The following is a 25043-nucleotide window of genomic DNA, read 5'->3' as shown; positions in this document are numbered from 1 at the left end:
GGCCGAGCCGAACCGGCCCGGCCGTCCCGTGCGCTCAAGCCGCGCAACGCTCCCGCTCCTCACGTCCGAACGCGCCTGCCGCGGGCGCCGTCGACTCGGCGGCGGCGCGGCTCTCCAGCTCCTGACGGAGCCGGGCCAGCGCCCGGTGCAGCGTGCTCTTGACCGTCCCGGCCGACATGCCGAGCGCGGCGGCCGTCTCCTCCGTGGACATCTGCTCCCAGTGTCGCAGCACCACGACGCTGCGCTGCTTGGGGGCGAGCACCTTCATGATGTCCATCAGCAGGGCGCGGTCCGCGTGCTGCTCGGTGGAGTCGTCCACGCAGGCGTCCGGCAGCTGCTCGGTCGGCACCTCTTCGAGCTTGCGGGCGCGCCACCACTCCGTACGCGTGTTGATCATGACGCGGCGCAGATAGGCGTCCGCGAGCCGCTTGTCGGCTATGCCGTCCCAGCGGCCGTACGTCCGCACGAGCGCCGTCTGGAGCAGGTCCTGCGCGTCGACCGGGTCCGGGACGAGCCGTCGGGCGCTGCGCAGCAGGGCGTCCTGCCGACTGCGGACGTACTCTTCGAATTCGAGCACCTCGCCGTGCGCCATTCCCAACCGCCTCCGTTCCCGTTCGTCCCCGGTTCGCTCGACCGCGATCCCTAGCCTGTGCGGTACGGGAAAGAAGCTACGGAGGCGTTGTCACGGCGTTGTGCGGAGCAGCGCGCGACGGGCGCACGGCTGTACGTCGGTTGTGTAACAGAAGTAGGGCGGACGTAAACCCGCAGCTGAGTGTGGGGGTGAATGCCCGTTTTGCCGCCGCGCTTCTGTTACGGAGACGGGGTTTGACCCCGTGAGGAACGGGATCGACCCCTCGGGAGACGGGGTGGGGCGGGGCGGGGGTCAGGTCAGGGGCAGCCGGTAGAGCCCGCCCGGCAGCGGCTCCACCAGGCCGTCGGCGACCAGCCCGTCGAGCGCGCGGGCCCGCTGCACCGGCTCGTCCCACACCCGGTCGAGCGCGGCCTGCGGCACCGGCGACACCGCTTCGCGCAGCACCGCGAGCAGCTTGCCGCGCACCTGCCGGTCGGTGCCCGCGTACGTCTGGCCGCGGCGGGCCGGGCCCTCGTGCGCGGGCTTGCCCGCCGCGAGCCAGGCGCACCGCGCGGCGATCGGGCAGCGCGCGCAGTCCTCGTTCTTGGCGGTGCACACCAGGGCGCCCAGCTCCATGGAGGCCGCCGCCCAGCGCGCGGCGGTGGCGTCGTCCTCGGGCAGCAGCGCACGGGCCAGCTTCCGCTCGGCGGCGGTGGTCGCGTTCGGCGGGTACTGCACGCCCGTCACGGCCCGCGCGAAGACCCTGCGCACGTTCGTGTCGAGCACCGCGTGCCGCTGCCCGTACGCGAAGGACGCCACGGCCGCCGCCGTGTACTCGCCGATGCCGGGCAGCGCGAGCAGCTGCGCGTGCTGCGCGGGTACGTCGCCGCCGTGCCGCTCCGTTATGGCGACGGCCGCGCCGTGCAGGCGCAGCGCGCGGCGCGGATAGCCGAGCCGCCCCCAGGCGCGCACGGCCTCGCCGGGCGCCTCCTTGGCCAGGTCGGCCGGGCGGGGCCAGCGGGCGAGCCACTGCTCGTACACGGGGAGCACCCGGCTCACCGGCGTCTGCTGGAGCATGAACTCGCTGACCATGACCCCCCAGGGACCGGCGTCCGGGCGACGCCACGGCAGGTCGCGGGCGTGGGCGTCGAACCAGGCGATGACGGGGGAGTGCAGTTGCTCGTGGCGGGCGCGGGCGTCGGCGGGGCCGACTCGGTCGGCGGCGAGTGCGGTCGGCATGCTTCCGATCCTGCCATGGGGGTGGTGGGGGCTGTGCCACCGGCACGGCCAGCGCCCCCTCGCGGGGGTGCGCCAGCTCCACCTCGGGGCCCCGCCCTTCCCCGGGGCTTGGCCCCGGCCCCCGCCTATTGCCGCTTCGCGGCTCGTCCTCAAACGCCGGACGGGCTTGTTCTCCCCACCCGCCCGCCCTTTTCCCGGGGCTCGGCCCCGGCCCCCGCCTCCTTGCCGCTTCGCGGCTCGTCCTCAAGCGCCGGACGGGCTTGATTTCTCCCGCCCGCCCTTTCCTTGGGGCTCCGCCCCCCGCCTTGCCGCTTCGCGGCTCGCTCGTGCCCGCCGGGTAGGTGTCCACCCGCCCCGAAAGGGGCGGGTGGGCGGGGAAAAAATCCGCCGCGGAGCGGTGGAGCACCACGGCGGGCGCGGCGGTGGAGGACGACCCCCCCCGGGGGGGCCAGGGGTGGACCTGACGATCGGCAGAGGCGGGGGGTGCCCGGCGCCGCGTAGCGTCGGGGGTGTGAGAACCCGACGCTACGCGGACGCCCTGCTCTGGCTGGCCCTGGCCACCCCCGCGGTGGCGGCCGACGCGATCGGCCTGAACGAACCCCGCGCCCCCTGGCAGTACGCCGCGGGCCTGGCCGCCCTCGCGGCGGCGGCCGCGGTCTGGCGCCGCCGCCCCACCGTCGCCTTCCTCCTCGCGGCCGCCACCGGCGAGGCCATGGCGGCGTCCCTGTTCACCGTCTCGTACGGCATGGCCCTGGCCGTCTTCGCGTTCCTGCTGGGCAGGCACGGCGCCCGCGCCCGCCCCGCCCTGCTGGCGTTCGCCGCCGTCGCGGCGACCGGCACCGCCAAGATCGCCGTACGCGACGTCGACCCGGTGGTGGAGTGGCTGGTCCTCATGGGCACGCTGCTGTTCGGCGCCGTCTTCCCCTGGCTCGCGGGCCGCTACTGGCGGCAGAGCCGCGCCCTGACGGTCGCCGCCCTGGCCCGCGCCGACCAGCTGGAGCGCGAGCAGCTGATCGTCGCCGACCGGGCGCGTCTGCGGGAGCGGGCCCGGATCGCCCAGGACATGCACGACTCGCTGGGCCACGAGCTGAGCCTGATCGCCGTGCGCGCGGGCGCCCTCCAGCTCGCCGCCGACCTGCCCGAACACCACCGGGCGGCCGCCTCCGACCTGCGCGCCGCCGCGGCGGAGGCCACCGACCGGCTGCGCGAGATCATCGGTGTGCTCCGCGAGGAGGGCGACGAGAGCGCGCCCCTCGGCCCGCCCGGCGAGACCGTCGCGCAACTGGTGGCGCGGGCCGCGGAGTCGGGCCTCGCCGTGCGGTACGAGACAGCCGACGGGACCGGCGAGGACACGACCGAGCCGGGACCCGCCGAGCGCCTCGCCTACCGCGTGGTCCAGGAGGCCCTGACCAACGCCGCCAAGTACGCGCCGGGCGCCCCCGTCACCGTACGCGCCGACCGCACCGGCACGCGGACGGCCATCACGGTCACCAACGAACCGCCCCCGCGGCGGAGTTCCCCACCGCCCGGCGGCGGTTCGGGCCTCGCCGACCTGCGCGCCCGCGTGACGGCGCTCGGCGGCACCCTGCACGCGGGCGCGCACGGCGCGGGCGGCTTCCGGGTGACCGCGCGCATCCCGGTCGTCCCGGAGCCGCGTCCCGCGCCCCCGGCGCACACCGGCGCCGTCCTCGCGTACGCGCGCCGCCGCACGGTCCTCGCCTTCGGCGCCGCGGCCGCCATCGGCGCGCTGCTGATCGCGGGCACCTTCGGCTGGTACGCGTACACCAAGACGCACTCCGTGCTCCCGCCCGACGACTTCGCGGCGCTGCGCGTCGGCGATCCGCAGGCGGACGTCGCGGCCGTCCTGCCGGACCGCAGCGTCGCCGACCCGCCCGTGGACCGCGCGCCGACCCCGCCGCCGCGCGGCGCGGACTGCCGCTACTACCGGGCGAGCGGCCAGCTGTTCACCTCGTCCGCGCACTTCAGGCTCTGCTTCGACGACGGAAGGCTGGTGGACAAGACGGTGATCCCCAACGCGGGCCCGCAGCGCGAGGAACACGGCGAGCGGAAGGAGTGGCTGCGGTGATCCGGGTCCTGCTGGCCGACGACGAGGCGATGATCCGCGCCGGGGTGCGCGCCATCCTCGCCGCGGGCGACGGCATCGAGGTGGTCGCCGAGGCCGCCGACGGCCGCGAGGCCATCGCCCTCGCCCAGGCCCACCGGCCCGACGTGGCGCTCCTCGACATCCGCATGCCCCGCCTGGACGGCCTGGCCGCGGGCGAGGAGATCGTCCGTACGCTGCCGGGCACGGCGGTCGCGATGCTCACCACGTTCTCCGAGGACGCGTACGTGGCGCGGGCGCTCGGCGGGGGCGCCACCGGCTTCCTGCTGAAGTCCGGCGACCCGCACGAACTCATCGCGGGCGTCACCGCCGTGGCGGGCGGCGCCGCCTTCCTGTCGCCGAAGGTCGCCCGGCACGTCATCGACGGCCTCGGCGCGCGCCGCATCGGGCGCGAGGCCACGGCCCGCGCGCGGGTGGCCGCCCTCACGCCCCGGGAGCGCGAGGTCCTCGGCCTGGTGGGCGCGGGCCTGTCCAACCCCGAGATCGCCGCCCGTCTGCACCTGGTGGAGGGCACCGTCAAGGCGTACGTGAGCGCGGTCCTCGACCGGCTCGAGGTCAAGAACCGCGTCCAGGCGGCGATCGTCGCGTACGAGGCCGGGCTCGTCGCGGACGACGGCGCGCCGCCCGCGCGCTGAACCGCCCGCTGAACCCTTCGCTCAGGGCCGGTGGGTGGGCGGCTGCTGGTAGGACCCGTCCTGCTGTCCGTACGAGGACCGGGCGCCCTGCGGCTGCCCGTACTGGCCGTGCTCGCCGTGCTGCCCGTACTGCCCGTACTGGTCGTGCTGTCCGTACTGCTGCTGGTGCGGGACGTGCGCGTTCGGGGACTGCCCGTAGGGGGTCTCCGTGGCGTACGGGGTGTACGGCTCGTACGTCGCGTACGGCGTCGCGGGGGCCTCCGGCGTGCGCGGAGCGGCGGCGCCCGGTCCCGCGAACCAGGTGACGAGCGACGACCGCGAGCCGCGCATCGCCTCCGTGACGCGGACCAGCGGCCGCGTGGCGAGCTTCACCGCGAGGAACGCCACGACCGCGCCGAGCACCAGGCCGACGGCCACGTCATGCGGGTAGTGCACGCCCACGAACACCCGCGAGAACGCCATGAGGACCGCCATCGGCAGCGTCAGGGCGGCGACGCGCGGCCAGAACAGGGCCAGGCCGACGGCCGCGGCGCCCGCGATCGTCGAGTGGTTGCTGGGGAAGGACCAGTCGCCGTGCGGCGGGCACTCGACGAGCGGCGTCAGCGCCCCGGACACCGCCCGGCAGGGCCGCTCCTCCTCGATCACGGACTTCACCGCCTCGCTGATCACATACGCGAGCGCCGTGCCCAGCGGGGCGAGCACCGCCACCGCGAACGCGCGCGGGTCCCCGCTCCGCGCCCGCCACCAGGCCACGACGAACAGCACGCCGAAGAGCAGCAGGCCGAGTTCGGTCCACACCTCGGCGAGATGCTGCACCCACGTCGGCGTGTCGTGGGCGAACTCGGTGATGTCGCGGTAAAGGCCGGAGGAATGCATGGTGTCCATGATTACGGACGGTACGAAGTGATCTCGAATCGTCACATCCAGCGATGGGCCGATACCGGACCTGACGAAAGACAGGGGCGGTGGCGGTGACGCGGGGCGGCACGGGCGGTGGCGGCCGGGATGATGATCCGCAAAAGTTGTGGCCCGAGGCGGCGGGTGGGGCAGGACAACGCCCGGTTCTCTCGTAAGGTTTGAGCGTGGGATCTCTGCGCAATCCGATCGGGCCGCTTCCCTCCTCCATCTACTGGCGCCGGAGGGCCATCCTGCTGTCCGTTGTCGGACTCCTCGTGCTCCTCGTCGTATGGGCGCTCGCCTCGGGCGGGGGCGACGACAACACCGGTGCTGACGGTCCGTCGGGCAAGGGTCCCGCGACCTCCATCACGCCCGGCCCGTCCGGCTCCGGGCCCGCCATCAGCGAACACCCCGGTGGGCGCGACGAGTCGGACGGCGGCTCGGGCGGCTCGGGTGGTTCCGGCGGCTCGGGTGGCTCGGGTGGCTCGGGTGGCGCCGACGGGTCCGGCGACTCGGGTGACGGTGGCTCAGACGGGGGCTCCGGCGGCTCCGGCTCCGGCTCGGACGACGGCGCCAAGGGCGGCGGCGGGTCCGGCAACCGGCTGCCCGCCGGGTCGACCATGGCCAACTGCACCGCCGGAGCGGTCAAGTTGAAGCTGCGCAGCGTCAAGAATTCGTATGAGGTCGGCGAGAAGCCGAAGCTGGAGCTGACCGCCGTCAACACCGGCGGCAAGGCCTGCAAGGTCGATCTCGGCGCCAAGGGCACGGTGTTGACGATCACTCAGTCCACAAGCGGCAAGGAGATCTGGTCCTCGGACGACTGCCCGTCCGGCGGGGCCAGCCTGCTGTTCCGGGTGCCGGGCGACGGGCGGGTCACGCACGCCGTGCAGTGGGACCGGAAGGCCAGCGCGCCGGGCTGCGCCACGCCTTCCGCTGGCGGGGCTGCCGCGGACACGTACCTGGTGGAGGCCAAGGCTCCGGGCCTGGGGGTGGCCCGCACGTCCTTCGTCCTGAAGGACTAGCCGCCCCCTCCGGGAGCTTCTCCCATCCGCCCACCCATGGCCCTCGCGCACGAGGCGGAGGCCCCTCGCGGTAGCGCGTGGGGTGGGTGGGCGGGGAGAACGCCGCCGCGCAGCGGCGGTACGGAGGCGTGGTGCCGGGTGCCGGGGGCGGTTGACCTGCGGCCCGCCGGTGGCTAGACGTAGCGCTCCAGGATCGAGGACTCCGCCAGGCGCGAGAGGCCCTCGCGGACGCTGCGGGCGCGGGCCTCGCCCACGCCGTCGACCGTCTGGAGGTCGTCCACGCTCGCGGCGAGCAGCTTCTGGAGGCCGCCGAAGTGCTCCACCAGGCGCTCGATGATGGCGCCGGGCAGCCGGGGCACCTTCGCGAGGAGGCGGAAGCCGCGCGGCGACACCGCCGAGTCAAGGGTCTCGGGCGAGCCCGTGTACCCCAACGCCCGCGCCACCGTGGACAGTTCGAGCAGCTCGGCGTGGGTCAGGGAGTCCAGCTCGGCGAGCGCCTCGTCGACCGTGCGGGAGCGCTTGGCGGTGGGCTCGGGCACGTAGTCCCGGACGACCAGCTCGCGCTCGGGCTCGACGCCCGCGATCAACTCGTCCAGCTGGAGGGCGAGGAGACGGCCGTCGGTGCCCAGCTCCACCACGTACTCGGCGATCTCCGTGGCGATGCGGCGGACCATCTCCAGGCGCTGCGCGACCGCCGTGACGTCCCGGACGGTCACCAGGTCCTCGATCTCCAGGGCGGAGAGCGTGCCCGCGACCTCGTCGAGGCGGAGCTTGTACCGCTCAAGGGTGGCCAGCGCCTGGTTGGCACGTGACAGGATCGCCGCGGAGTCCTCCAGGACGCGCCGCTGCCCGTCCACGTACAGCGCGATCAGGCGCATCGACTGGGACACCGACACGACGGGGAAGCCGACCTGCTTGCTGACGCGGTCCGCCGTGCGGTGCCGCGTGCCGGTCTCCTCGGTGGGGATCGTGGGGTCGGGGACGAGCTGCACACCCGCCCGCAGGATCTTCGACAGGTCCGAGGAGAGCACGATGCCGCCGTCGAGCTTGCACAGCTCGCGCAGGCGCGTGGCCGTGAACTCCACGTCGAGGACGAAGCCGCCCGTGCACATCGACTCGACGGTCTTGTCGGAGCCGAGGACGATGAGCCCGCCCGTGTTCCCCCTGAGGATGCGCTCCAGGCCGTCCCGCAGGGCCGTGCCCGGTGCGACCGCGCTCAGGGAGGCGCGCATCAGCCCATCGGCACCGGAGCTTCCACCGGGCTTGCCGGGAACCGCTCCCCGGTCGTTGGCTGCCACTGCACTCCTCCGGTCGCAGGTTGTCCGAGCGATCGGCCGACCCTCTGTCGCACGCCGTGCTTCGTACGGATGGGCGAGACCAGGGCAAAGTCTACCGGCGGTCCTCCTCCTCCCGTGGGGCCTCTCGGCGACGCGATCTCGGAAGGACGCGCAGCGCGTCGCCCATGTCGGCGACTTCGGTGACCTTCATACCGGGCGGGACCTTTCCCGGGTCGCCGGGGACCAGGGCGTGGGTGAAGCCCAGGCGGTGCGCCTCGGCGAGCCTGCGCTGCACGCCCGTGACGCGTCTGACCTCGCCCGCGAGGCCGACCTCGCCGATCGCGACCAGGTTCTTCGGCAGCGGGGTGTCGCTGGCGGCGCTGGCCAGGGCGAGCGCCACGGCGAGGTCCGCGGCGGGCTCGGACAGCTTCACGCCGCCGACCGTCGCGCTGTAGATGTCGCGCTTGCCGAGCGCCGCGATGCGGCCGCGCTGCTCCAGGACCGCGAGCATCATGGAGACGCGGGAGGTCTCCAGGCCGGACGTGGTGCGGCGCGGGGAGGGGATCTGGGAGTCGACCGTGAGCGCCTGGACCTCGGCGACCAGGGGGCGGCGGCCCTCCAGGGTGACGGTCAGACACGTGCCGGGCACGGGCTCGGCGCGGCGGGTGAGGAACAGGCCCGAGGGGTCGGCGAGTCCGGTGATGCCCTCGTCGTGCAGTTCGAAGCAGCCGACCTCGTCCGTCGCCCCGTACCTGTTCTTCACGCCCCGGACGAGGCGGAGGCGGGCGTGGCGGTCGCCTTCGAAGTGCAGCACCACGTCCACCAGGTGCTCCAGGAGGCGGGGGCCCGCGATCGCGCCGTCCTTGGTGACGTGGCCGACGAGGAGGGTGGACATGCCGCGCTCCTTGGAGGCGCGGATCAACGCCCCGGCGACCTCGCGGACCTGGGCCATGCCGCCGGGCGCGCCGTCGATCTCCGGGGAGGCGACCGTCTGCACCGAGTCCATGATCAGCAGGGACGGCTTGACCGCGTCCAGATGGCCGAGGACCGCGGCCAGGTCGGTCTCCGCCGCCAGGTACAGATGGTCGTTGAGCGCGCCGATGCGGTCGGCGCGCAGGCGGACTTGGCTGGCCGACTCCTCGCCGGTGACATAGAGCGTGCGGTGCTCGTCCGTGGCCGCCTTGGCCGCGACGTCGAGCAGCAGCGTGGACTTGCCGACGCCGGGCTCGCCCGCGAGCAGCACCACGGCGCCGGGCACCAGGCCGCCGCCGAGGACGCGGTCCAGCTCGGGCACGCCCGTGGAGCGCGCGGTGGCCTGGCGGCCGTCGACCTGGCCGATGGGCAGGGCGGAGGTGGTGACGCGGCCGGGGGTGGTCGTGCGCACAGCGGGCGCGCCGTACTCCTCGACCGTGCCCCAGGCCTGGCACTCGGGGCAGCGGCCGAGCCACTTGGCCGTCTGCCAGCCGCACTCCGTGCAGCGGTAGGACGGCCGGTCCTTGGCGGTTTTCGTACGGGCAGCCATGGAGGAACCGTAGCGGGCACCACTGACAGCGGCTCCGGGGGCGGCTCCGGCGGCGGCTCCGGCAGGGCGTCCACCGGCCACCCTGACAGGGGGACCTGTCGGCGGCACCTGCCGACGGCACGGTCGGCGTCCGGCGTCGAACAGGCAACGGAATCGTGGCTTCCTGTCCCCTTTTGAGGGATCTGTTCACCCGTAAGGATTAAATGTGCTCAAGGAGGAGGAAGCCCTCTGCATCATGCGCCTAACTTCGCACGGGTGATGAGCAGAAGTCCGGAAACTCCCTTGCACACCACCGGCGCGCACCGGGCGCACACGGGCGCGCGGCAGCATCCGGTGCCGCACGCGGCCCCGCAGACGCCGCCCGTGCGCTACGAACCCTTCCTGGACGGCCTGTTCACGTACTGCCTGTCGGTGCTGTGCGACCACGACGCCGCGACCGCCGCGCTCGGCGAGGTCCTCGTGCTCGCCGAGCGCCGCGGCGCCCCACCGGAAGGCGACACCCGCGCGTGGCTGTACGCGCTCGCCCGCTGGAAGTGCCTGCGCGCCCTCGCCGAGGCCCGCAAGGGCGGCCGCCAGGGGGCGCACGCGGCGGGCCACGCCACGAAGTCGCCCCCCGCGCCCCCGCGTGCCACCGATGCCCCCGTCCCCGTGGGCTCTGCCGTCGCTCCGGGGGCCGCCGGGTCCATGGGAGCCGCCGGTTCCACGGGGGCCCCGGGGCCGAGGGAGCCCCCACACCCCTGGGAGCCCCCACGCCCCTGGGAACGCCCGCACCCCAGGGAAACCCCGCACCCCCAGGAGCCGTGGCCACCGCTTCGCCCGCCTCTCCGGAGAGCGCCGCCGATGACGAGACCGCGCGCGCCCGCCGCCGCGAACTCGCCCAGCTCGCCTGGCCGGAGGCCGCCGGGACGACGCCCGAGCAGCGCGAGGCCCTGGAGCTGGCCGTACGGCACAAGCTGAGCCCTCAGGAGGTCGCCGCCGTCCTCGGCCTCGACCACGACGCCGCCCGCGAACTGCTCGCCTCCGCCGCCTGCGAGGTGGAGCGCACCCGCGCCGCGCTCGCCGTCGTGGAGACCGGCACCTGCCCCATCGTCGCCCGCCTCACCGGCGACAACCAGGTCCTGTTGGGCACGGCCCTGCGGACCGAGCTGGTCCGGCACGTCGACGACTGTCCGCGCTGCCGCCGCACCGCCGAGCGTGCCGGTTCCGCGGCCTGGCCCGGCACCGCCGTCACCCCGGCCGCGCTGCCCATCGTCACCGCCCCGCGCGCGGCCCTGCACCACGCCATGGCGCACGCCCCGCGCGCCCACCGCAAGGCCCGCGGCGGCCCCCGCTTCGACCGGCGCGGCTTCCCCATGGACCCGAAGGACCGCGCCGCACGGCGTGAGCGGCTGCGCGCGCGGGCCGTCACGACGACGGTCGTCGCCACCGTCGTCGCGGCCCCCGTGCTCGCCCTGTGGGCCGCCTACCGGAGCGCCCCGCTCATCGGCGAGGGCACCGACGGCCGCTCCTCCAGCGCCTCCGAGAGGGACGACGGCCCCGGCGGCCCCCGCGCGCGGGAGGACTACGAGAACGCGGGCAACGCCCGGACCACCCCCGGCCCCCACGACCGCTCGGGCCGCAAGGGGTCCGGTGTCTCCGCGGAGGTCACCAGCCCCGGAGCGTCGGCCCCGGGCGCCGGGCACCTCGCCGTCCAGGCCCGCTCCCGGGGAGGCGTCACCCTCATCACGCTCACGGCCTCCGGCCGCTCACCGGTCCGCTGGTCGGCGAGCACCGGAGCGCCCTGGCTGCTGCTGAGCCAGTCGTCGGGAACGCTCGCGCCGGGTGAGTCGTTCACGATCCGGGTGTACGTCGACGACGACCGCGAGCCGCCCGGCCACTGGAGCGCGCGCGTCACGATCGCGCCCACCGGAGCGGTCGTCTCCCTTGAGGGGTACGGCAGTTCCGAGCCCCCGCCGAGCGGTGGGCGCCCCCGCCCGACCGCCACCCGCCCGGCCCCCTCGAAGCCCGACCCGAAGCCCACGCCCAGCGCCCCGCAGCCCACCCAGACGACCCCGACCCCGGACCCGACCCCCACGCCCACGCCGACCCCGACCGCCCCGGACCCCACCACGACCCCGCCCGGCGACGGCGACCCGGGCCAGGGCTGAGCGCCTCCCGTCGCCTACTGCCGCTACTTCCGCGGCGGATCCGCGGGATGCGGTGCCAGCAGCGGCAGCTGCGACGCCAGCCGCGCCTCGCACAGCTCGACCAGGCGGTCGTATCCCGCCTTGCCCATCAGCTCGATCAGCTCCGGCCGATAGGAGACGTAGACCGGCTCACCCGCCCCGTGCGCCGAGGTCGCCGACGTGCACCACCAGTGCAGGTCGTGGCCGCCCGGACCCCAGCCCCTGCGGTCGTACTCACCGATGGACACCTGGAGCACTTTGGTGTCGTCCGGCCGCTCGATCCACTCGTAGGTGCGCCGCACCGGAAGCTGCCAGCAGACGTCCGGCTTCGTCTCCAGCGGCTCCCGGCCCTCCTTCAGGGCCAGGATGTGCAGCGAGCAGCCCGCGCCGCCCGCGAAGCCCGGCCGGTTCTGGAAGATGCACGAGCCGTCGTACGGCCGGGTCTGGCGATCGCCGTCCTCGTCCACCGACACCCAGCCGGTCTCCCGGCCCACGTCGTGGTGCTGCCAGATGTCGGGCGTGAGCCGGTCCACGAACCCCGCGACCCGCTTCTCGTCGTCCTCGTCCGAGAAGTGCGCGCCGAGCGTGCAGCAGCCGTCGTCGGCGCGGCCCGCCTTGATGCCCTGGCAGCCGCTGCCGAAGACGCAGGTCCAGCGGGACGTCAGCCACGTCAGGTCGCAGCGGAAGACCTGCTCGTCGTCCGCCGGATCCGGGAACTCCACCCAGGCGCGGGGGAAGTCCAGGCCCTTCTCGTCGGGCTCACCGGACGCGTCCCGCCGCTTCTGCTTCCGGACCTTCTGCTGGACCTCCTGCTGGGTCTGCTGGGCCTCCTGCTGCTGGGCCTGCTGCTTCTGGGCCTTCTGCTTCGCCTTGTCCTCGTCCTTCGCGCGCTGGGATTTGCCGGACTTAGCCTTTTTCGTCTTTGGCACGCTTCCAGGGTATGCGGGCCCGCGACGGCCCGGGGACCAGCGAGGGCCCCGCGCGCAGTAGCGTTCCGTATATGAGACTCGGTGTCCTCGACGTGGGTTCGAACACGGTGCATCTGCTGGTGGTGGACGCCCACCCCGGCGCGCGCCCGCTGCCCGCGCACTCCCACAAGGCCGAACTGCGCCTTGCCCAACTCCTCGACCCGGCGGGCGCGATCGGCCCCGACGGCGTGGACCGGCTCGTCGCCACCGTGCGCGACGCGCTCCAGGCGGCCGAGGACAAGGGCGTCGAGGACCTGCTGCCGTTCGCCACGTCCGCGGTGCGGGAGGCGACCAACGCCGACGACGTGCTCCGCCGGGTGCGCGAGGAGACCGGCGTCGACCTGGAGGTCCTCACCGGCGAGGAGGAGGCCCGGCTCACCTTCCTCGCCGCCCGCCGCTGGTTCGGCTGGTCCGCGGGCAAGCTGCTCGTCCTCGACATCGGCGGCGGCTCCCTGGAGATCGCGTACGGCATCGACGAGGAGCCGGACGCCGCCGTCAGCCTGCCGCTGGGCGCGGGGCGGCTGACCGCCGCGTGGCTGCCCACGGACCCGGCCGACCCGGCCGACGTGCGGGCGCTGCGGCGGCACGTACGGGCGCAGATCGCCCGTACGGTGGGGGAGTTCAGCCGCTTCGGGAACCCCGACCACGTCGTGGCCACCTCCAAGACCTTCAAGCAGCTCGCCCGGCTCGCGGGGGCGGCGCGGTCCGCCGACGGGCTGTATGTGCAGCGGGAGCTGAAGCGGAAGTCCCTGGAGGACTGGGTGCCGCGGCTCGCGGCGATGACCTCCGGGGAGCGGGCGGAGCTGCCCGGGGTGTCGGAGGGGCGGGCCGCGCAGCTGCTCGCCGGGGCGCTGGTCGCCGAGGGCGCGATGGACCTCTTCGGTGCCGAGTCGGTCGAGATCTGCCCCTGGGCCTTGCGGGAGGGCGTGATCCTGCGGCGGCTGGACCACCTGCCACCGGCGTGACCCCTCGCGGGGCGCCCCAGACCCGCCCCTTTCCCGAAACCAGGGGGCCCGCCCCTGGCACCCCCGTTCATTGCCGCTTCGCGGCTCGTCCTCAAACGCCGGACGGGCTGAAACTCCGCCGCACCGGCAGCATCCAGCCCAGCCTGCGAAGATCTAGCCCGTCCGGCGTTTGAGGACGAGGCGCGGAGCGCCGATAAGGGCGGTGCCGGGCGCCCACGCCAGAAGAGGGCCCGCGTACCCTGTCCCTCGTGGCAGAACCAGTCGTGCGCATCCCGGATGCGAAGGTCGCCCTGTCGACGGCCTCCGTCTACCCGGAGTCCACGGCGACGGCCTTCGAGATCGCCGCGCGCCTCGGCTACGACGGCGTGGAGGTCATGGTCTGGACGGACCCCGTCAGCCAGGACATCGAGGCCCTGCGCCGCCTGAGCGACTACCACCGGATCCCCATCCTCGCGGTGCACGCCCCCTGCCTCCTGATCACCCAGCGGGTGTGGTCCACGGACCCCTGGGTGAAGCTCCAGCGGGCCCGCGCCGCCGCGGAGAAGCTGGACGCGTCGACGGTCGTGGTGCACCCGCCGTTCCGCTGGCAGCGGGCGTACGCACGGGAGTTCGTCGAGGGCATCTGGCGAATGGCGGACGAGACGGACGTCCGCTTCGCCGTGGAGAACATGTACCCGTGGCGCTACCGCGACCGCGAGATGCTCGCCTACGCCCCCGACTGGGACGTCACCCGGGACGACTACCGCCACTTCACGATAGACCTGAGCCACACCGCCACCGCCCGCACGGACGCCCTGGAGATGGTCGACCGCATGGGCGACCGCCTCGGCCACGTCCACCTCGCCGACGGCAAGGGCTCCGCGAAGGACGAGCACCTGGTGCCGGGCCGCGGCACCCAGCCCTGCGCCGAGCTGCTCGAACGGCTCGCGACCACCGGCTACGACGGCCACGTGGTGATCGAGGTCAACACCCGGCGCGCCATGTCCAGCGCCGAGCGCGAGGCCGACCTCGCCGAGGCCCTGGCCTTCACGCGCCTGCACCTGGCATCGGCGGTGAAGGTGCCGCGCACATGACCGGCCAGGCGCCCGCCCCCACGCCCCGCCGCCGCGGCCGCCCCTCCCGCACGCAGGCCGAACAGGGGCCCGCCATGCGCGAGGTGATCCTGGAAGCGGCCCGCGTCCAGTTCTCCGAGCACGGGTACGAGAAGGCGTCGGTGCGCTCCATCGCCAAGGCCGCCGGGGTCGACTCGGCGCTCGTACACCACTACTTCGGCACCAAGGAGCAGGTCTTCGCCGCGGCCGTCGAGGTGCTCTTCGCGCCCGCCCTGCGGGCCCCGGACGCCATCGAGAGCGGGCCGCCGGAGGGCGTGGGCGAGCGCCTGGTCCGGTTCCTGTTCGGCGTCTGGGAGAACCCGGAGACGCGCGCCCCGCTGCTGGCGATCGTCCGCTCGGCCGTGAACAACGAGACGGCCGCCGCCGTCTTCCGCCGCCTCGTCGCCACCCAGGTCCTGGCCCGCATCGCCGACACCCTGGACCTGCCCGACGCGGAACTGCGCGCCGAGCTGGCGGCGGCCCAGATGGTGGGCGTCCTGATGCTCCGGTACGTCATCCGGGTCGAGCCCCTGGCGTCGGCGGACGTGGAGGAACTGGTCGCGCGGATCGCCCCGGTGGTGCAGGGCCACCTGGCGGGGTTCCCCTAGGGCGCCACCTGACGGGGTTCCCCCCAGGGCGCCACAGCCCCGGGGAAGTGAGACGCCCGTCCCGCCATCCGGACACCCTGTCCGGATCTTGGATCATCGGCGTACGCTCGGCCGTATCGACAGCCGTAGCCAGATCCGCGATCGCCGCGTCGGGCGCCGTATCGGGATCTGCCCCCTAAGGAGCGAGCGACGATGCCCGAGCTGAGGTCCCGCACAGTCACCCACGGCCGCAACATGGCGGGCGCGCGCGCCCTGATGCGGGCCTCCGGGGTACCGGGCGCGGACATCGGCCGGAAGCCGGTCATCGCCGTGGCCAACTCCTTCACCGAGTTCGTGCCCGGCCACACGCACCTGGCGCCGGTCGGCCGCATCGTCAGCGAGGCCGTGCGCGCGGCGGGCGGCATCCCGCGCGAGTTCAACACGATCGCCGTGGACGACGGCATCGCCATGGGCCACGGCGGCATGCTCTACAGCCTGCCCTCGCGCGACCTGATCGCCGACTCCGTCGAGTACATGGTCGAGGCGCACTGCGCCGACGCCCTGATCTGCGTCTCCAACTGCGACAAGATCACCCCCGGCATGCTGATGGCCGCGCTGCGCCTGAACATCCCGACGGTCTTCGTCTCCGGCGGCCCCATGGAGGCGGGCAAGACCACCCTCGTCAACGGCACGGTCCGCAAGCTCGACCTGATCGACGCCATGGTCGACGCCGCCAACGAGAACGTCTCGGACGAGGACGTGCTGCGCATCGAGGAGAACGCCTGCCCGACCTGCGGCTCCTGTTCCGGCATGTTCACGGCCAACTCCATGAACTGCCTGACCGAGGCCATCGGCCTCTCCCTGCCCGGCAACGGCTCGGTCCTCGCCACCCACACCGCCCGCCGCGCGCTGTACGAGCGGGCGGGCGCGACGGTCGTCGAGATCACCAGGCGCTACTACGACGAGGACGACGACTCCGTCCTGCCGCGCAGCATCGCCACCCACGCCGCGTTCGAGAACGCCATGGCCCTCGACATCGCCATGGGCGGCTCCACCAACACGATCCTGCACCTGCTCGCCGCCGCCCAGGAGGCCGGAGCGGGGTACGACCTGACGGACATCGACGCCGTCTCGCGCCGCGTCCCGTGCCTGGCCAAGGTCGCCCCGAACGTCGCCCCGCAGGGCACGTACTACATGGAGGACGTGCACCGCGCGGGCGGCATCCCCGCGATCCTCGGCGAGCTGTACCGCGGCGGGCTGCTCAACGAGGACGTGCGCACCGTCCACTCCGCCTCCATCAAGGAGTGGCTGGACGCCTGGGACGTTCGCGGCGGCTCGGCGTCGGCCGAGGCCGTGGAGCTGTGGCACGCGGCCCCCGGCTGCGTGCGCTCCGCCGAGGCCTTCTCGCAGTCCGAGCGCTGGGACACCCTCGACACGGACGCCGCGAACGGCTGCATCCGCGACGTCGCCCACGCCTACTCCAAGGACGGTGGCCTCGCCGTCCTCAAGGGCAACCTGGCCGTCGACGGCTGCGTGGTGAAGACGGCGGGCGTCGACGAGTCGATCTGGACCTTCGAGGGCCCGGCCGTCGTCTGCGAGTCGCAGGAGGAGGCCGTCGAGAAGATCCTGAACAAGCAGGTCAAGGAGGGTGACGTCGTCGTCATCCGGTACGAGGGCCCCAAGGGCGGCCCCGGCATGCAGGAGATGCTCTACCCCACCTCCTTCCTCAAGGGCCGCGGCCTCGGCAAGGCCTGCGCCCTGGTCACCGACGGCCGCTTCTCCGGCGGCACGTCGGGCCTGTCCATCGGCCATGTCTCCCCGGAGGCGGCGTCCGGCGGCACCATCGCCCTCGTCGAGGACGGCGACCGCGTCCGCGTCGACATCCCGGGCCGTGCCATCGAACTCCTCGTCGACGAGGGCGAACTGGCCCGCCGCCGCGAGGCCCTCGGCGGGGTGTACGCGCCGAAGTCCCGCGACCGCAAGGTCTCCGCGGCGCTGCGCGCGTACGCGGCGATGGCGACCAGCGCGGACAAGGGCGCGGTGCGGGACGTGTCGAAGCTGGGCTGAGCCGCCCGGCTCTCCGCGGATGATCCCCCTCGGGCCCCCTCGGGCCCCCTCGGGCCCCCTCGGGCCGCCCGAGACTGTCCTGATATGTCCTGCAACTGGTGCTGTGCGCGGGCGCGTCTATGGTGTGGAGTACATGCCACGGGCGGCCCGCGCCGCCCGTTGACGGGGGTTCTGAGGAAGACGGGGGATCACGATGAGCAGCGAAGAACTGACGATCACTGATGTGTCCGATGTGACGGACGAGGCCGTGGATGCGGCTGGTGTGATTGGCGCGGATGGTGTGGCTGGTACAGATGGTGCGGCTGGTGCGGATGTGACGGCGCTCGCCGCGCGCCGCTACCCGGTCGTCGCCGACGTCAACGTCCGCTCGGGCCCCGGCACCTCGTACGCCAAGGTGGGCCGCCTCAGCGCGGGCTCCCGCGTCACGATCGGCTGCCAGCGCCCCGGCGAGAAGGTCACCGGGCCGACCGGCACCTCGGACATCTGGGACCGCATCGGCAGCGGGCGCTACATCTCCGACACGTACGTCAGGACGGGCAGCGACGGCTATGTGGCACCGCGCTGCTGACGCCGGAGCGTGAGGGGCCTCGGGCGCCGTGAGCCGGGGGCTCGCGGAACCCGGGGGCCCGAGGAGCCCGGGGCCCGAGGAGCCCGGGGCCCGAGGAACCCGGGGCGCTGGGCGCAGGTGGGGGCGCCCCCTCGCACCACCCGCACCACAGCCGCCGCGGCCCCGCCTCACTCCGGCCGCGGCGGCTTCGCCGTGTCGAAGGCGAACAGCAGGTTGTCCGCCCCGGCCACCACGATCGCCCGGCCCACGAACGTCACCCGCGGCTCCATGCCGACGTCGGAGGTCCCGTTCGTCTTCGGGCCCGTCGACCACAGCCGCTCGCCGTCGCGCGCCGCGAGCGCGGCGACCCGGCCGCTCGCCGAGCTGAGGTACAGCGCCTCGCCCGGCCCCGCGACCGGCCCCGACGCGCCCTCGACGTCCGTCTGCCGGGTCCACGCCCGCTTGCCGGACACCGGGTCGACCGCGCTGACCGTGCCGTTCTGCTCGGTGAAGTACACCGTCCCGCCGACCAGTTCGGGCGTGCCGCCGTACCTCGTACCCAGCTCGGTCGTGGTGGCCCTGCCGCTGCGCGGGTCGACGCGGACCACGGCCTCGTACTCGATGACGCCGACCTCGCCCACCCGCCGCTTCGCCAGGACCAGCCGCCCGTCCGCCGCGCCCAGCGGCTCCACCGGCCCGGCCAGCGGGACCGACGCCCCGAACCTGCCGGAGACGGGGTCCACGGCGCGGATCGTGGCGTTCCGCACCTCGGACTCCGAGACCTGGCGGCCCGGCCCGCACATCACGTACGCCCGGCCGCCCGCGGCCAGCGGCGAGCAGTCCTGGCCCGCCGGGAACGGGCTGCGCCACAGGACCTTTCCGGAGCGGACCGCGTGGGACTCGACGCGGGTGCCGTCGGCGTCGACGGTCAGGACGGCCGAGCCGACGATCACCGCGTCCTGGCCGCGGCCGGTGACCGCCGTCGACAGGGCACCGGCGGAGGTGGACCACCGCTCCTCGCCCGTGGCGGCGTCGAGGGCGACGACGTCACCGGGGGCGTTGTCGTCGGCCGCCATGCGGTAGCCGAGCACGGTGTCACCGGCCACCCCGACGATGGAGGTGTTCTGTACGGGGATGCCGGGGCTGTGCACCGTCCACTCCCGGTGGCCGTCGGCGGCCCTGACGCGGGTGGCGACCACGCCACCGCCCCCGCAGAACAGCGCCTGGCCGCGCGGTACGCAGCGCAGCTCGTCCGTGATCTTCGCCTGGCCCGGGGGCACGCTCTGCCGCCAGGGCTTGAAGCCGTGGGGCAGGGCCGCGCCGGTCGCCGCCACCGTGCGGCCCTTGCCGGGCGGGGCGCCGTCGGCGCCGCCGTCCTTGCCGCCGGAGCCCGCCTGGAGCACCGCGACCCCGCCGCCGATCGCGGCGACGGCCACGGCGGCGGCCAGCACGGGGCGCCAGCGGCGGCGAAGGCGCCGGAAGGGCGTGGCGGGCGGCGCGGTGGGCGCGGCGGGCGCGGGGCTGCTGCCGGGAGGCGCCGTCTCGTGGGCCGGGTCGGTGCCCTTCCCCGCGGCGCCCGCGCCCCCGGCCCCGGCGCTCCCGGTTCCGCTCGCGCCCCCTGTGCCTCCGGTGCTCCCTGCGTTCCCGGTGCTGCCCGTGTCCCCGGCCAGGTGGTGCTGGGTCGCCGTGTCCCTGGTCCGGCTGCCGCCGCCTGGCGCCGCCGCGAGTTCCGTCGGCAGGTCCCGCAGGCGCACCAGGAGTTCGTCCACGGAGGGCCGGGCGGCCGGGTCCTTGGCGAGGCACGGCTCGACGACGGCCCGCAGCTCGGGCGGCACGGCACCGAGCGAGGGCGCCTCATGGACCACTTGATACGCCGTCATGTACGGGGAGTCCGCGTCGAACGGCCCCTGCCCGGTCGCCGCGTACACCAGCAACGTACCCAGCGAGAACACGTCCGACGACGGCCCGACGCCCCGCGGCGTCTGCAACTGCTCGGGAGACATGAACGGCGGCGTGCCGATGACCCGCCCCGTCATCGTCAGCGTCTGCTGGTCGGCGGCGCGGGAGATGCCGAAGTCGATGACGCGCGGGCCCTCGGGGGAGAGCACGACGTTGGACGGCTTCAGGTCGCGGTGCACGACGTCGGCGCGGTGGATGTCGCGCAGCGCCTCGGTGAGGCCGATGGCGAGGGTGCGCAGCTCGGCGCCGCCGATGGGGCCGCGCTCGGCGATGCGCTGGGCGAGCGTCGGCCCCTCTATATAGGTGGTGGCCATCCAGGGGTGCCGCGCCTCGGGGTCGGCGTCGACCACGGCGGCGGTGAACGCGCCGCTGACCCTGCGGGCCGCGGCGACCTCCTGCCGGAACCGGATCCGGAACTCGTCGTCGGCCGCGAACTGCTGGTGGATCAGCTTGATCGCCACCGGTCGGCCCGACGCCGTACGCGCGAGGAAGACGGTGCCCATGCCGCCCGAGCCGAGCCGCGACTCCAGCGGGTAACCGCCGATCTCCTCAGGGTCTCCCTCACGGAGCGCCACCTCTTCGACCTCCCCGTTCCGGCCATTCCCTGTGCCTGTTCCTGTCCGCACAAACTAACGGCCGGGTGGGGAGGAGGGGCAAGTCGGCGCCGCGTACCGGCGGCAAACGCGGGGCGCCCCTCCGCTTCCCCGGTGGGGGCGGGCGGCGGACAGGCGCGGTGGCCGGGCGGTGGTACGCGCCGCGGCCGGGCGTTCGGCAGGCGTGGCGACCGGGCGGCGATAATCGACGGTGTGAGCGAGGAACCGCGTACAGAGCAGACCCAGGGCACCCCGCCGGGCCCCCAGCCCGAGCCCCTCCGCTTCTTCGGGACGTCCTGGGTGGAGCACACCGACCGGTACGGGCTGCGCCGGGCCGGAGTCGCGGTCGGGTCGCTCGTCGCGGCCGCCGCGGGCTGCCTGGTGCTGCGCTTCGCGTACCAGGGCCTGGAGATCGCGGACGTGGGCGCGTTCGTGAACGTGCTGGTCGTGGTCATGTTCGCCCTCTGCAGCGCGATCGCGTTCCGGCGCACGTGGGAGGGTTTCGGCAAGCGCCACGACCCGCAGTCGGTGGCGTCGATGCGCGGCCTGATGACCATTGGCTTCATCGGCTCGCTGCTCGCCTACTTCTTCCGCTCCCTGACCGAGGCGCCGGGGGAGAAGCTGCACCGCGCGGAGTACGAGTCGGCGCGCGAGCAGTACGCGAAGCGCACACGGCGCCGCACCGGCAACCCCTCTAAGCGCGGGCGCCGCGACAGCGCCACGTAGCTACTCGGCCGAGTAGCCGCCCGGCCACGTAGTTGCTCGGCCGAGTGGTTACTCGACCGAAGTGGCCGAAGTGGCCGAGTGGCCGAAGCAGCCAAGCGGCGCGGCGCGCACGGGGGCGGACAGTTGGGTGTGCACCGGCAGTGGACAGCCGGGCGGGCACCGGCGGCGGACGGCCGGGCGGGCACCGGCGGCGGACGGCCGCGGGTAACGCCACGAGTAACGCCAGCAAACACCCGCGAACCCCGGCCGCCGCGCGCGAGGATGGCGCCATGGCTGAAGAAGAACTGGCACACCGCATCACGCCCACCGAGTTAGCCCTGTCCTTCGACTCCGTGGCGGCCCAGTACGCCACCGCCCGCCCCGGCTACCCGTCCGCGCTCTTCGACCTCGTCGAGGAACTGGCCGACGCCCCGTTCGCGGGTGCCACGGTCGTCGACGTCGGCGCGGGCACCGGCATAGCCACCCGGCTGCTGCGGGACCGGGGCGCCCAGGTCATCGCCGTCGAACCCGGCCCGGCGATGGGCGCGCGGCTGCGTGCGCAGCTCCCCGGCGTTCCGCTGCTGCGCGCCTCGGGCGACGTGCTGCCGCTGGCCGACGCCTCGGCGGACTTCGTCACCTACGCCCAGGCCTTCCACTGGACCGACCCGAGCCTGTCCGTGCCGGAGGCACTGCGCGTGCTGCGCCCGGGCGGCACCCTCGCCCTGTGGTGGAACGTGCCCGACCCCGACGTCCCCTGGGCCGCCGCCCAGGAGGCCCGCCTCAAGGCCCGGCTGCCCGGCTACCACGCGCACGGCACCACCGGCGACGCCGACCGCATCATCGACCGCCAGGTGCCGGGGCTCGGCCCGGTCCACCGCCGCCTCCACTGGACGCGCCGGGTGCCCCTGGACCTGCACCTCGCCCACCTGGGCAGCCGCTCCTACTTCGCCACCCTCGGCCCCGAACGCGCCGCCCCCGTCCTCGCCGACGAGCGCACCGCCCTCCTCGCCCACTTCCCGGACGGCACGGTCGAGGAGGCCTACGCCGTGGACCTCACGGTCGTCCGCAGCCCCCGCCCGCCAAGACCCCCAAGACCCCAAGACCCCGGGACATCTGAACCCCGGAACCCCTGAACCCCTGCCCCCGAACCCTGAAAACCCCCGACACCGAGGCGGGGCCCGCACACCCGGGCCCCGCCTCGGTGCCGCATCCGGGCGCGAAGCAACCCCGAGACGACCCCGAGACGACCCGGAAACGACCTCGCAGCAACCCCGGACGGCTCCCGAAACGCCCCCGAAGCGCCCCCGAAGCGCCCTCCGCCCTTGACGTCCACCACCTCCCGGCGCACATAATCATCACATGATGAATATCTCGACACCGCCCCGCGCCCCGGCCCCGCCGACCACCGCCGCCCCGGCCGTCCGCGCCCGCTCCCTCACCGTCGTACGAGGCCACCGCACCGTGCTGCGCGACCTCCGCTTCACCGTCCCGCGCGGCCAGATCACCGGGCTCCTCGGCCCCTCCGGCTGCGGCAAGTCCACGCTGATGCGCGCCGTCGTCGGCACCCAGGCCAAGGTCACCGGCACCCTGGACGTCCTCGACCGCCCCGCGGGCACCCCGGCCCTGCGCTCCCGCGTCGGGTACGTCACGCAGGACCCGTCCGTCTACGACGACCTGACGGTCCGCCAGAACCTGGAGTACTTCGCGGCGGTCCTCGCCCCCGGCCGCGGCGCCACGGCCGCCCGCCGCCGCGAGGACGTCACCCGCGCCATCGCCGACGTCGACCTCACCAGCCACGCCGACGCCCTCGCGGGCGCCCTCTCCGGCGGCCAGCGCAACCGCGTCTCCCTCGCGGTCGCCCTCCTCGGCGCCCCCGAACTGCTGGTCCTCGACGAACCCACCGTCGGCCTCGACCCCGTACTCCGCCGCGACCTGTGGCAGCTCTTCCACACCATCGCCGCCGACCGCGGCACCACGATCCTCGTCTCCTCCCACGTCATGGACGAGGCCGAGCGCTGCCACCGCCTGCTCCTCATGCGCGAGGGCGAGATCCTCGCCGACGACACCCCCGACGCCCTGCGCACCCGCACCGGCTCCACCACGGTCGAGGCGGCCTTCCTGCACCTGGTCGACGAGGCGAACGCCGCCCGCACCGCCCACCCCCAGCCCCCCGGGACCCCCGGACCCCCGAGGCATCCCAGACCCCCCGGCCACCCCAGACCCCCGGGAGCCCCCAGTGAACGCCTACCGCACCCTCGCCACCGCCGCCCGCTTCCTGCGCCAGCTCCGCCACGACCCGCGCTCCATCGCGCTGATGCTGCTCGTCCCCTGCCTGATGCTGCTGCTCCTGCGCTATGTCTTCGACGGCAGCCCGCGCACCTTCGACTCCATCGGCGCCTCCCTCCTCGGGATCTTCCCGCTCATCACGATGTTCCTGGTGACCTCCATCGCCACCCTGCGCGAACGCACCTCCGGCACCCTGGAGCGCCTCCTCGCCCTGCCGCTCGCCAAGGCCGACCTGATCGCGGGCTACGCCCTCGCCTTCGGCGCCCTCGCGATCGTCCAGTCCGCCCTCGCCACCGGCCTCGCCCTGTGGGCGCTCGGCCTGGACGTCACCGGCTCCGCCTGGCTGCTGCTCCTGGTCGCCCTGCTCGACGCGCTCCTCGGCACCGCGCTCGGCCTCTTCGTCTCGGCCTTCGCCGCCTCCGAGTTCCAGGCCGTCCAGTTCATGCCCGCCGTGATCTTCCCCCAACTCCTCCTCTGCGGCCTGTTCGCTCCCCGCGCCACCATGCAGCCCGTCCTCGAAGCCCTCTCCAACGCCCTCCCCATGTCGTACGCCGTCGACGGCATGAACGAAGTCCTCCGCCACCCCGACATCACCGGCGACTTCCTCCGCGACGCCGTGATCGTCGCCGCCTGCGCCGTCCTCGTCCTCGCCCTAGGCGCCGCCACCCTCCGCCGCCGCACGGCCTGACCACCCTGGTGCGTCCGCGCACCGTCCGCTCACCGGACACCCCGCCGCCAGCGCCCCACCCGATGCGAGGATGGCCCCCGAACGTCGCACCCCCGGGAGGCCCCCGCCATGAGCCAGACGCGCACGCCCCAACGGCAGGCCAGCCACAAGGTCGCCGTCCTCGGCACCGGAAAGATCGGCGAAGCCCTGCTCAGCGGCATGATCCGCGGCGGCTGGGCCCCCGCGGACCTCCTCGTCACCACCCGCCGCCAGGAACGCGCCGACGAACTCCGCACCCGCTACGGCGTCGAGCCCCTCACCAACGCCGAGGCCGCCAAGCGCGCCGACACCCTGATCCTCGCCTGCAAGCCGCAGGACATGGCCCGCCTGCTCGACGAACTCACCGCCCACGTCACCCCCGACACCCTCGTCATCAGCGCCGCCGCGGGCATCCCCACCTCCTTCATCGAGGAGCGCCTGGCCCCCGACGTCCCCGTCATCCGCGTCATGCCCAACACCCCCGTCCTCGTCGACGAAGGCATGTCCGTCATCTCCGGCGGCAGCCACGCCACCGCCACCCACCTGACCCACGCCGAGAGGATCTTCGGCGCCGTCGGCCAGACCCTCCGCGTCCCCGAGACCCAGCAGGACGCCTGCACGGCCCTGTCCGGCTCGGGCCCCGCGTACTTCTACTTCCTCGTCGAGGCCATGACCGACGCGGGCATCCTCCTCGGCCTGCCCCGCGACAAGGCCCACGACCTCATCGTGCAGGCCGCGATCGGCGCCGCCGTGATGCTCCGCGACAGCGGCGAACACCCGGTGAAGCTCCGCGAGAACGTCACCTCCCCGGCGGGCACCACCATCAACGCCATCCGCGAACTGGAGAACCACGGGGTGCGCGCCGCGCTGATCGCCGCGCTTGAGGCCGCCCGCGACCGCAGCCGGGAGCTTGCCTCTGGCAATGGGGGGTGACCGGGGGCGCCGTCCCGCTGCCGGGTGCCCGGCGGCTGAGGCTCGGGGGCTGCCGCCCCCGGGCCCCGCTCGTCGGCCCCCGGCCACCCCCCCATCGGCCTCCGGCCTCGTCCTCAAACGCCGGACGGGCTGGACATCCTGGCCGGGCTCCCATCCGGGTGAATGCCCCGGACGGGCTGGATACCC

At 74.3% G+C, this 25043-nt stretch carries 18 protein-coding genes and 3 pseudogenes; 14 read left to right on the top strand and 7 right to left on the bottom strand.

What is annotated here, in order from left to right; genetic code table 11:
• Positions 1 to 34: 34 nt before the first annotated feature.
• Positions 35 to 592: a SigE family RNA polymerase sigma factor gene (locus tag ACOBQU_RS16825; protein WP_423627858.1), complete on the bottom strand. Its 558-nt coding sequence runs from the start codon at positions 590 to 592 to the stop codon at positions 35 to 37.
• A gap of 291 nt (positions 593 to 883) precedes the next feature.
• Positions 884 to 1810 (bottom strand): A/G-specific adenine glycosylase, encoded by a 927-nt coding sequence (locus tag ACOBQU_RS16820; RefSeq protein WP_423627856.1) that lies wholly within the window; start codon positions 1808 to 1810, stop codon positions 884 to 886.
• 511 nt (positions 1811 to 2321) lie between these two features.
• Between ACOBQU_RS16820 and ACOBQU_RS16815 the strand changes: the two genes are divergently transcribed.
• Together ACOBQU_RS16815 and ACOBQU_RS16810 are read left to right on the top strand one after the other, a co-directional pair.
• Positions 2322 to 3896 carry a sensor histidine kinase gene (locus ACOBQU_RS16815; protein ID WP_423627854.1) on the top strand — a complete coding sequence of 525 codons (1575 nt, stop codon included), beginning with the start codon at positions 2322 to 2324 and terminating at the stop codon, positions 3894 to 3896.
• Positions 3893 to 4567, top strand: a complete 675-nt coding sequence (locus tag ACOBQU_RS16810) for a response regulator transcription factor (protein WP_423627852.1) — start codon at positions 3893 to 3895, stop codon at positions 4565 to 4567. The genes ACOBQU_RS16815 and ACOBQU_RS16810 overlap by 4 nt, the downstream gene beginning before the upstream one ends.
• A gap of 279 nt (positions 4568 to 4846) precedes the next feature.
• Here ACOBQU_RS16810 and ACOBQU_RS16805 read toward each other — a convergent pair.
• A pseudogene (locus ACOBQU_RS16805) lies at positions 4847 to 5452 on the bottom strand (phosphatase PAP2 family protein); the annotation flags it as partial.
• Between the two features lie 197 nt (positions 5453 to 5649).
• Here ACOBQU_RS16805 and ACOBQU_RS16800 point away from each other — a divergent pair.
• Positions 5650 to 6486 (top strand): hypothetical protein, encoded by an 837-nt coding sequence (locus ACOBQU_RS16800; protein ID WP_423627850.1) that lies wholly within the window; start codon positions 5650 to 5652, stop codon positions 6484 to 6486.
• A 173-nt stretch (positions 6487 to 6659) separates the two neighbouring features.
• Here ACOBQU_RS16800 and disA read toward each other — a convergent pair whose 3' ends face one another.
• Both disA and radA read right to left on the bottom strand, forming a co-directional pair.
• Positions 6660 to 7784: a DNA integrity scanning diadenylate cyclase DisA gene (disA, locus tag ACOBQU_RS16795; RefSeq protein ID WP_423627848.1), complete on the bottom strand. Its 1125-nt coding sequence runs from the start codon at positions 7782 to 7784 to the stop codon at positions 6660 to 6662.
• A gap of 91 nt (positions 7785 to 7875) precedes the next feature.
• Positions 7876 to 9285: a DNA repair protein RadA gene (radA, locus tag ACOBQU_RS16790; protein WP_423627846.1), complete on the bottom strand. Its 1410-nt coding sequence runs from the start codon at positions 9283 to 9285 to the stop codon at positions 7876 to 7878.
• A 381-nt stretch (positions 9286 to 9666) separates the two neighbouring features.
• Here radA and ACOBQU_RS16785 point away from each other — a divergent pair.
• A pseudogene (locus tag ACOBQU_RS16785) lies at positions 9667 to 11432 on the top strand (BACON domain-containing protein); the annotation flags it as partial.
• A 23-nt stretch (positions 11433 to 11455) separates the two neighbouring features.
• Here ACOBQU_RS16785 and ACOBQU_RS16780 read toward each other — a convergent pair.
• Positions 11456 to 12193, bottom strand: coding sequence for a hypothetical protein (locus ACOBQU_RS16780; RefSeq protein ID WP_423634547.1), 738 nt, complete (start codon positions 12191 to 12193; stop codon positions 11456 to 11458).
• 257 nt (positions 12194 to 12450) lie between these two features.
• Between ACOBQU_RS16780 and ACOBQU_RS16775 the strand changes: the two genes are divergently transcribed.
• From ACOBQU_RS16775 to ACOBQU_RS16755, 5 genes are all read left to right on the top strand, one after another.
• Positions 12451 to 13383 carry a Ppx/GppA family phosphatase gene (locus ACOBQU_RS16775; protein ID WP_423627844.1) on the top strand — a complete coding sequence of 311 codons (933 nt, stop codon included), beginning with the start codon at positions 12451 to 12453 and terminating at the stop codon, positions 13381 to 13383.
• A 248-nt stretch (positions 13384 to 13631) separates the two neighbouring features.
• The gene (locus tag ACOBQU_RS16770; protein WP_423627842.1) at positions 13632 to 14456 is read left to right on the top strand and encodes a sugar phosphate isomerase/epimerase family protein; all 825 of its coding nucleotides are present in this window, start codon (positions 13632 to 13634) and stop codon (positions 14454 to 14456) included.
• Positions 14453 to 15082, top strand: a complete 630-nt coding sequence (locus tag ACOBQU_RS16765) for a TetR family transcriptional regulator (RefSeq protein WP_423627840.1) — start codon at positions 14453 to 14455, stop codon at positions 15080 to 15082. Before ACOBQU_RS16770 ends, ACOBQU_RS16765 begins: the two co-directional genes overlap by 4 nt.
• 192 nt (positions 15083 to 15274) lie before the next feature.
• Entirely contained in the window at positions 15275 to 17128 is a 1854-nt protein-coding gene (gene ilvD, locus ACOBQU_RS16760) for a dihydroxy-acid dehydratase (RefSeq protein WP_423627838.1), read from the top strand.
• A 193-nt stretch (positions 17129 to 17321) separates the two neighbouring features.
• Positions 17322 to 17696 carry an SH3 domain-containing protein gene (locus ACOBQU_RS16755; protein WP_423627836.1) on the top strand — a complete coding sequence of 125 codons (375 nt, stop codon included), beginning with the start codon at positions 17322 to 17324 and terminating at the stop codon, positions 17694 to 17696.
• Between the two features lie 167 nt (positions 17697 to 17863).
• On the opposite strand, the gene ACOBQU_RS16750 is transcribed toward ACOBQU_RS16755, so the two are convergent.
• On the bottom strand, positions 17864 to 20209 hold the full coding sequence (locus ACOBQU_RS16750; protein ID WP_423627834.1) for a serine/threonine-protein kinase: 2346 nt from the start codon (positions 20207 to 20209) through the stop codon (positions 17864 to 17866).
• A 231-nt stretch (positions 20210 to 20440) separates the two neighbouring features.
• On the opposite strand from ACOBQU_RS16750, the gene ACOBQU_RS16745 reads away from it, so the two are divergent.
• From ACOBQU_RS16745 to proC, 5 genes and pseudogenes are all read left to right on the top strand, one after another.
• Positions 20441 to 20953: an EamA/RhaT family transporter gene (locus tag ACOBQU_RS16745; protein WP_423627832.1), complete on the top strand. Its 513-nt coding sequence runs from the start codon at positions 20441 to 20443 to the stop codon at positions 20951 to 20953.
• Between the two features lie 269 nt (positions 20954 to 21222).
• On the top strand, positions 21223 to 22065 hold the full coding sequence (locus ACOBQU_RS16740) for a class I SAM-dependent methyltransferase (RefSeq protein ID WP_423627830.1): 843 nt from the start codon (positions 21223 to 21225) through the stop codon (positions 22063 to 22065).
• 226 nt (positions 22066 to 22291) lie between these two features.
• Positions 22292 to 23086: pseudogene (locus ACOBQU_RS16735) on the top strand (ABC transporter ATP-binding protein); the annotation flags it as partial.
• An 82-nt stretch (positions 23087 to 23168) separates the two neighbouring features.
• Entirely contained in the window at positions 23169 to 23906 is a 738-nt protein-coding gene (locus ACOBQU_RS16730) for an ABC transporter permease (protein ID WP_423627828.1), read from the top strand.
• 108 nt (positions 23907 to 24014) lie between these two features.
• On the top strand, positions 24015 to 24857 hold the full coding sequence (gene proC, locus ACOBQU_RS16725) for a pyrroline-5-carboxylate reductase (protein ID WP_423627826.1): 843 nt from the start codon (positions 24015 to 24017) through the stop codon (positions 24855 to 24857).
• The last annotated feature ends 186 nt before the right edge of the window (positions 24858 to 25043 follow it).

The organism is Streptomyces sp. G45, assembly GCF_049542095.1.
Classification (GTDB): Bacteria; Actinomycetota; Actinomycetes; order Streptomycetales; family Streptomycetaceae; genus Streptomyces.
This window is presented reverse-complemented; position numbering and strand designations above follow the sequence as displayed.

Bases quoted from the DNA above. Each gene is read 5' to 3' on its own strand.
- ACOBQU_RS16825 (WP_423627858.1), bottom strand. From the start codon at position 592: ATGGCGCACGGCGAGGTGCTCGAATTCGAAGAGTACGTCCGCAGTCGG.
- proC (WP_423627826.1), top strand. From the start codon at position 24,015: ATGAGCCAGACGCGCACGCCCCAACGGCAGGCCAGCCACAAGGTCGCC.
- ACOBQU_RS16755 (WP_423627836.1), top strand. From the start codon at position 17,322: ATGAGCAGCGAAGAACTGACGATCACTGATGTGTCCGATGTGACGGAC.
- ACOBQU_RS16740 (WP_423627830.1), top strand. From the start codon at position 21,223: ATGGCTGAAGAAGAACTGGCACACCGCATCACGCCCACCGAGTTAGCC.
- ACOBQU_RS16765 (WP_423627840.1), top strand. From the start codon at position 14,453: ATGACCGGCCAGGCGCCCGCCCCCACGCCCCGCCGCCGCGGCCGCCCC.
- ACOBQU_RS16820 (WP_423627856.1), bottom strand. From the start codon at position 1,810: ATGCCGACCGCACTCGCCGCCGACCGAGTCGGCCCCGCCGACGCCCGC.
- ilvD (WP_423627838.1), top strand. From the start codon at position 15,275: ATGCCCGAGCTGAGGTCCCGCACAGTCACCCACGGCCGCAACATGGCG.
- radA (WP_423627846.1), bottom strand. From the start codon at position 9,285: ATGGCTGCCCGTACGAAAACCGCCAAGGACCGGCCGTCCTACCGCTGC.
- ACOBQU_RS16775 (WP_423627844.1), top strand. From the start codon at position 12,451: ATGAGACTCGGTGTCCTCGACGTGGGTTCGAACACGGTGCATCTGCTG.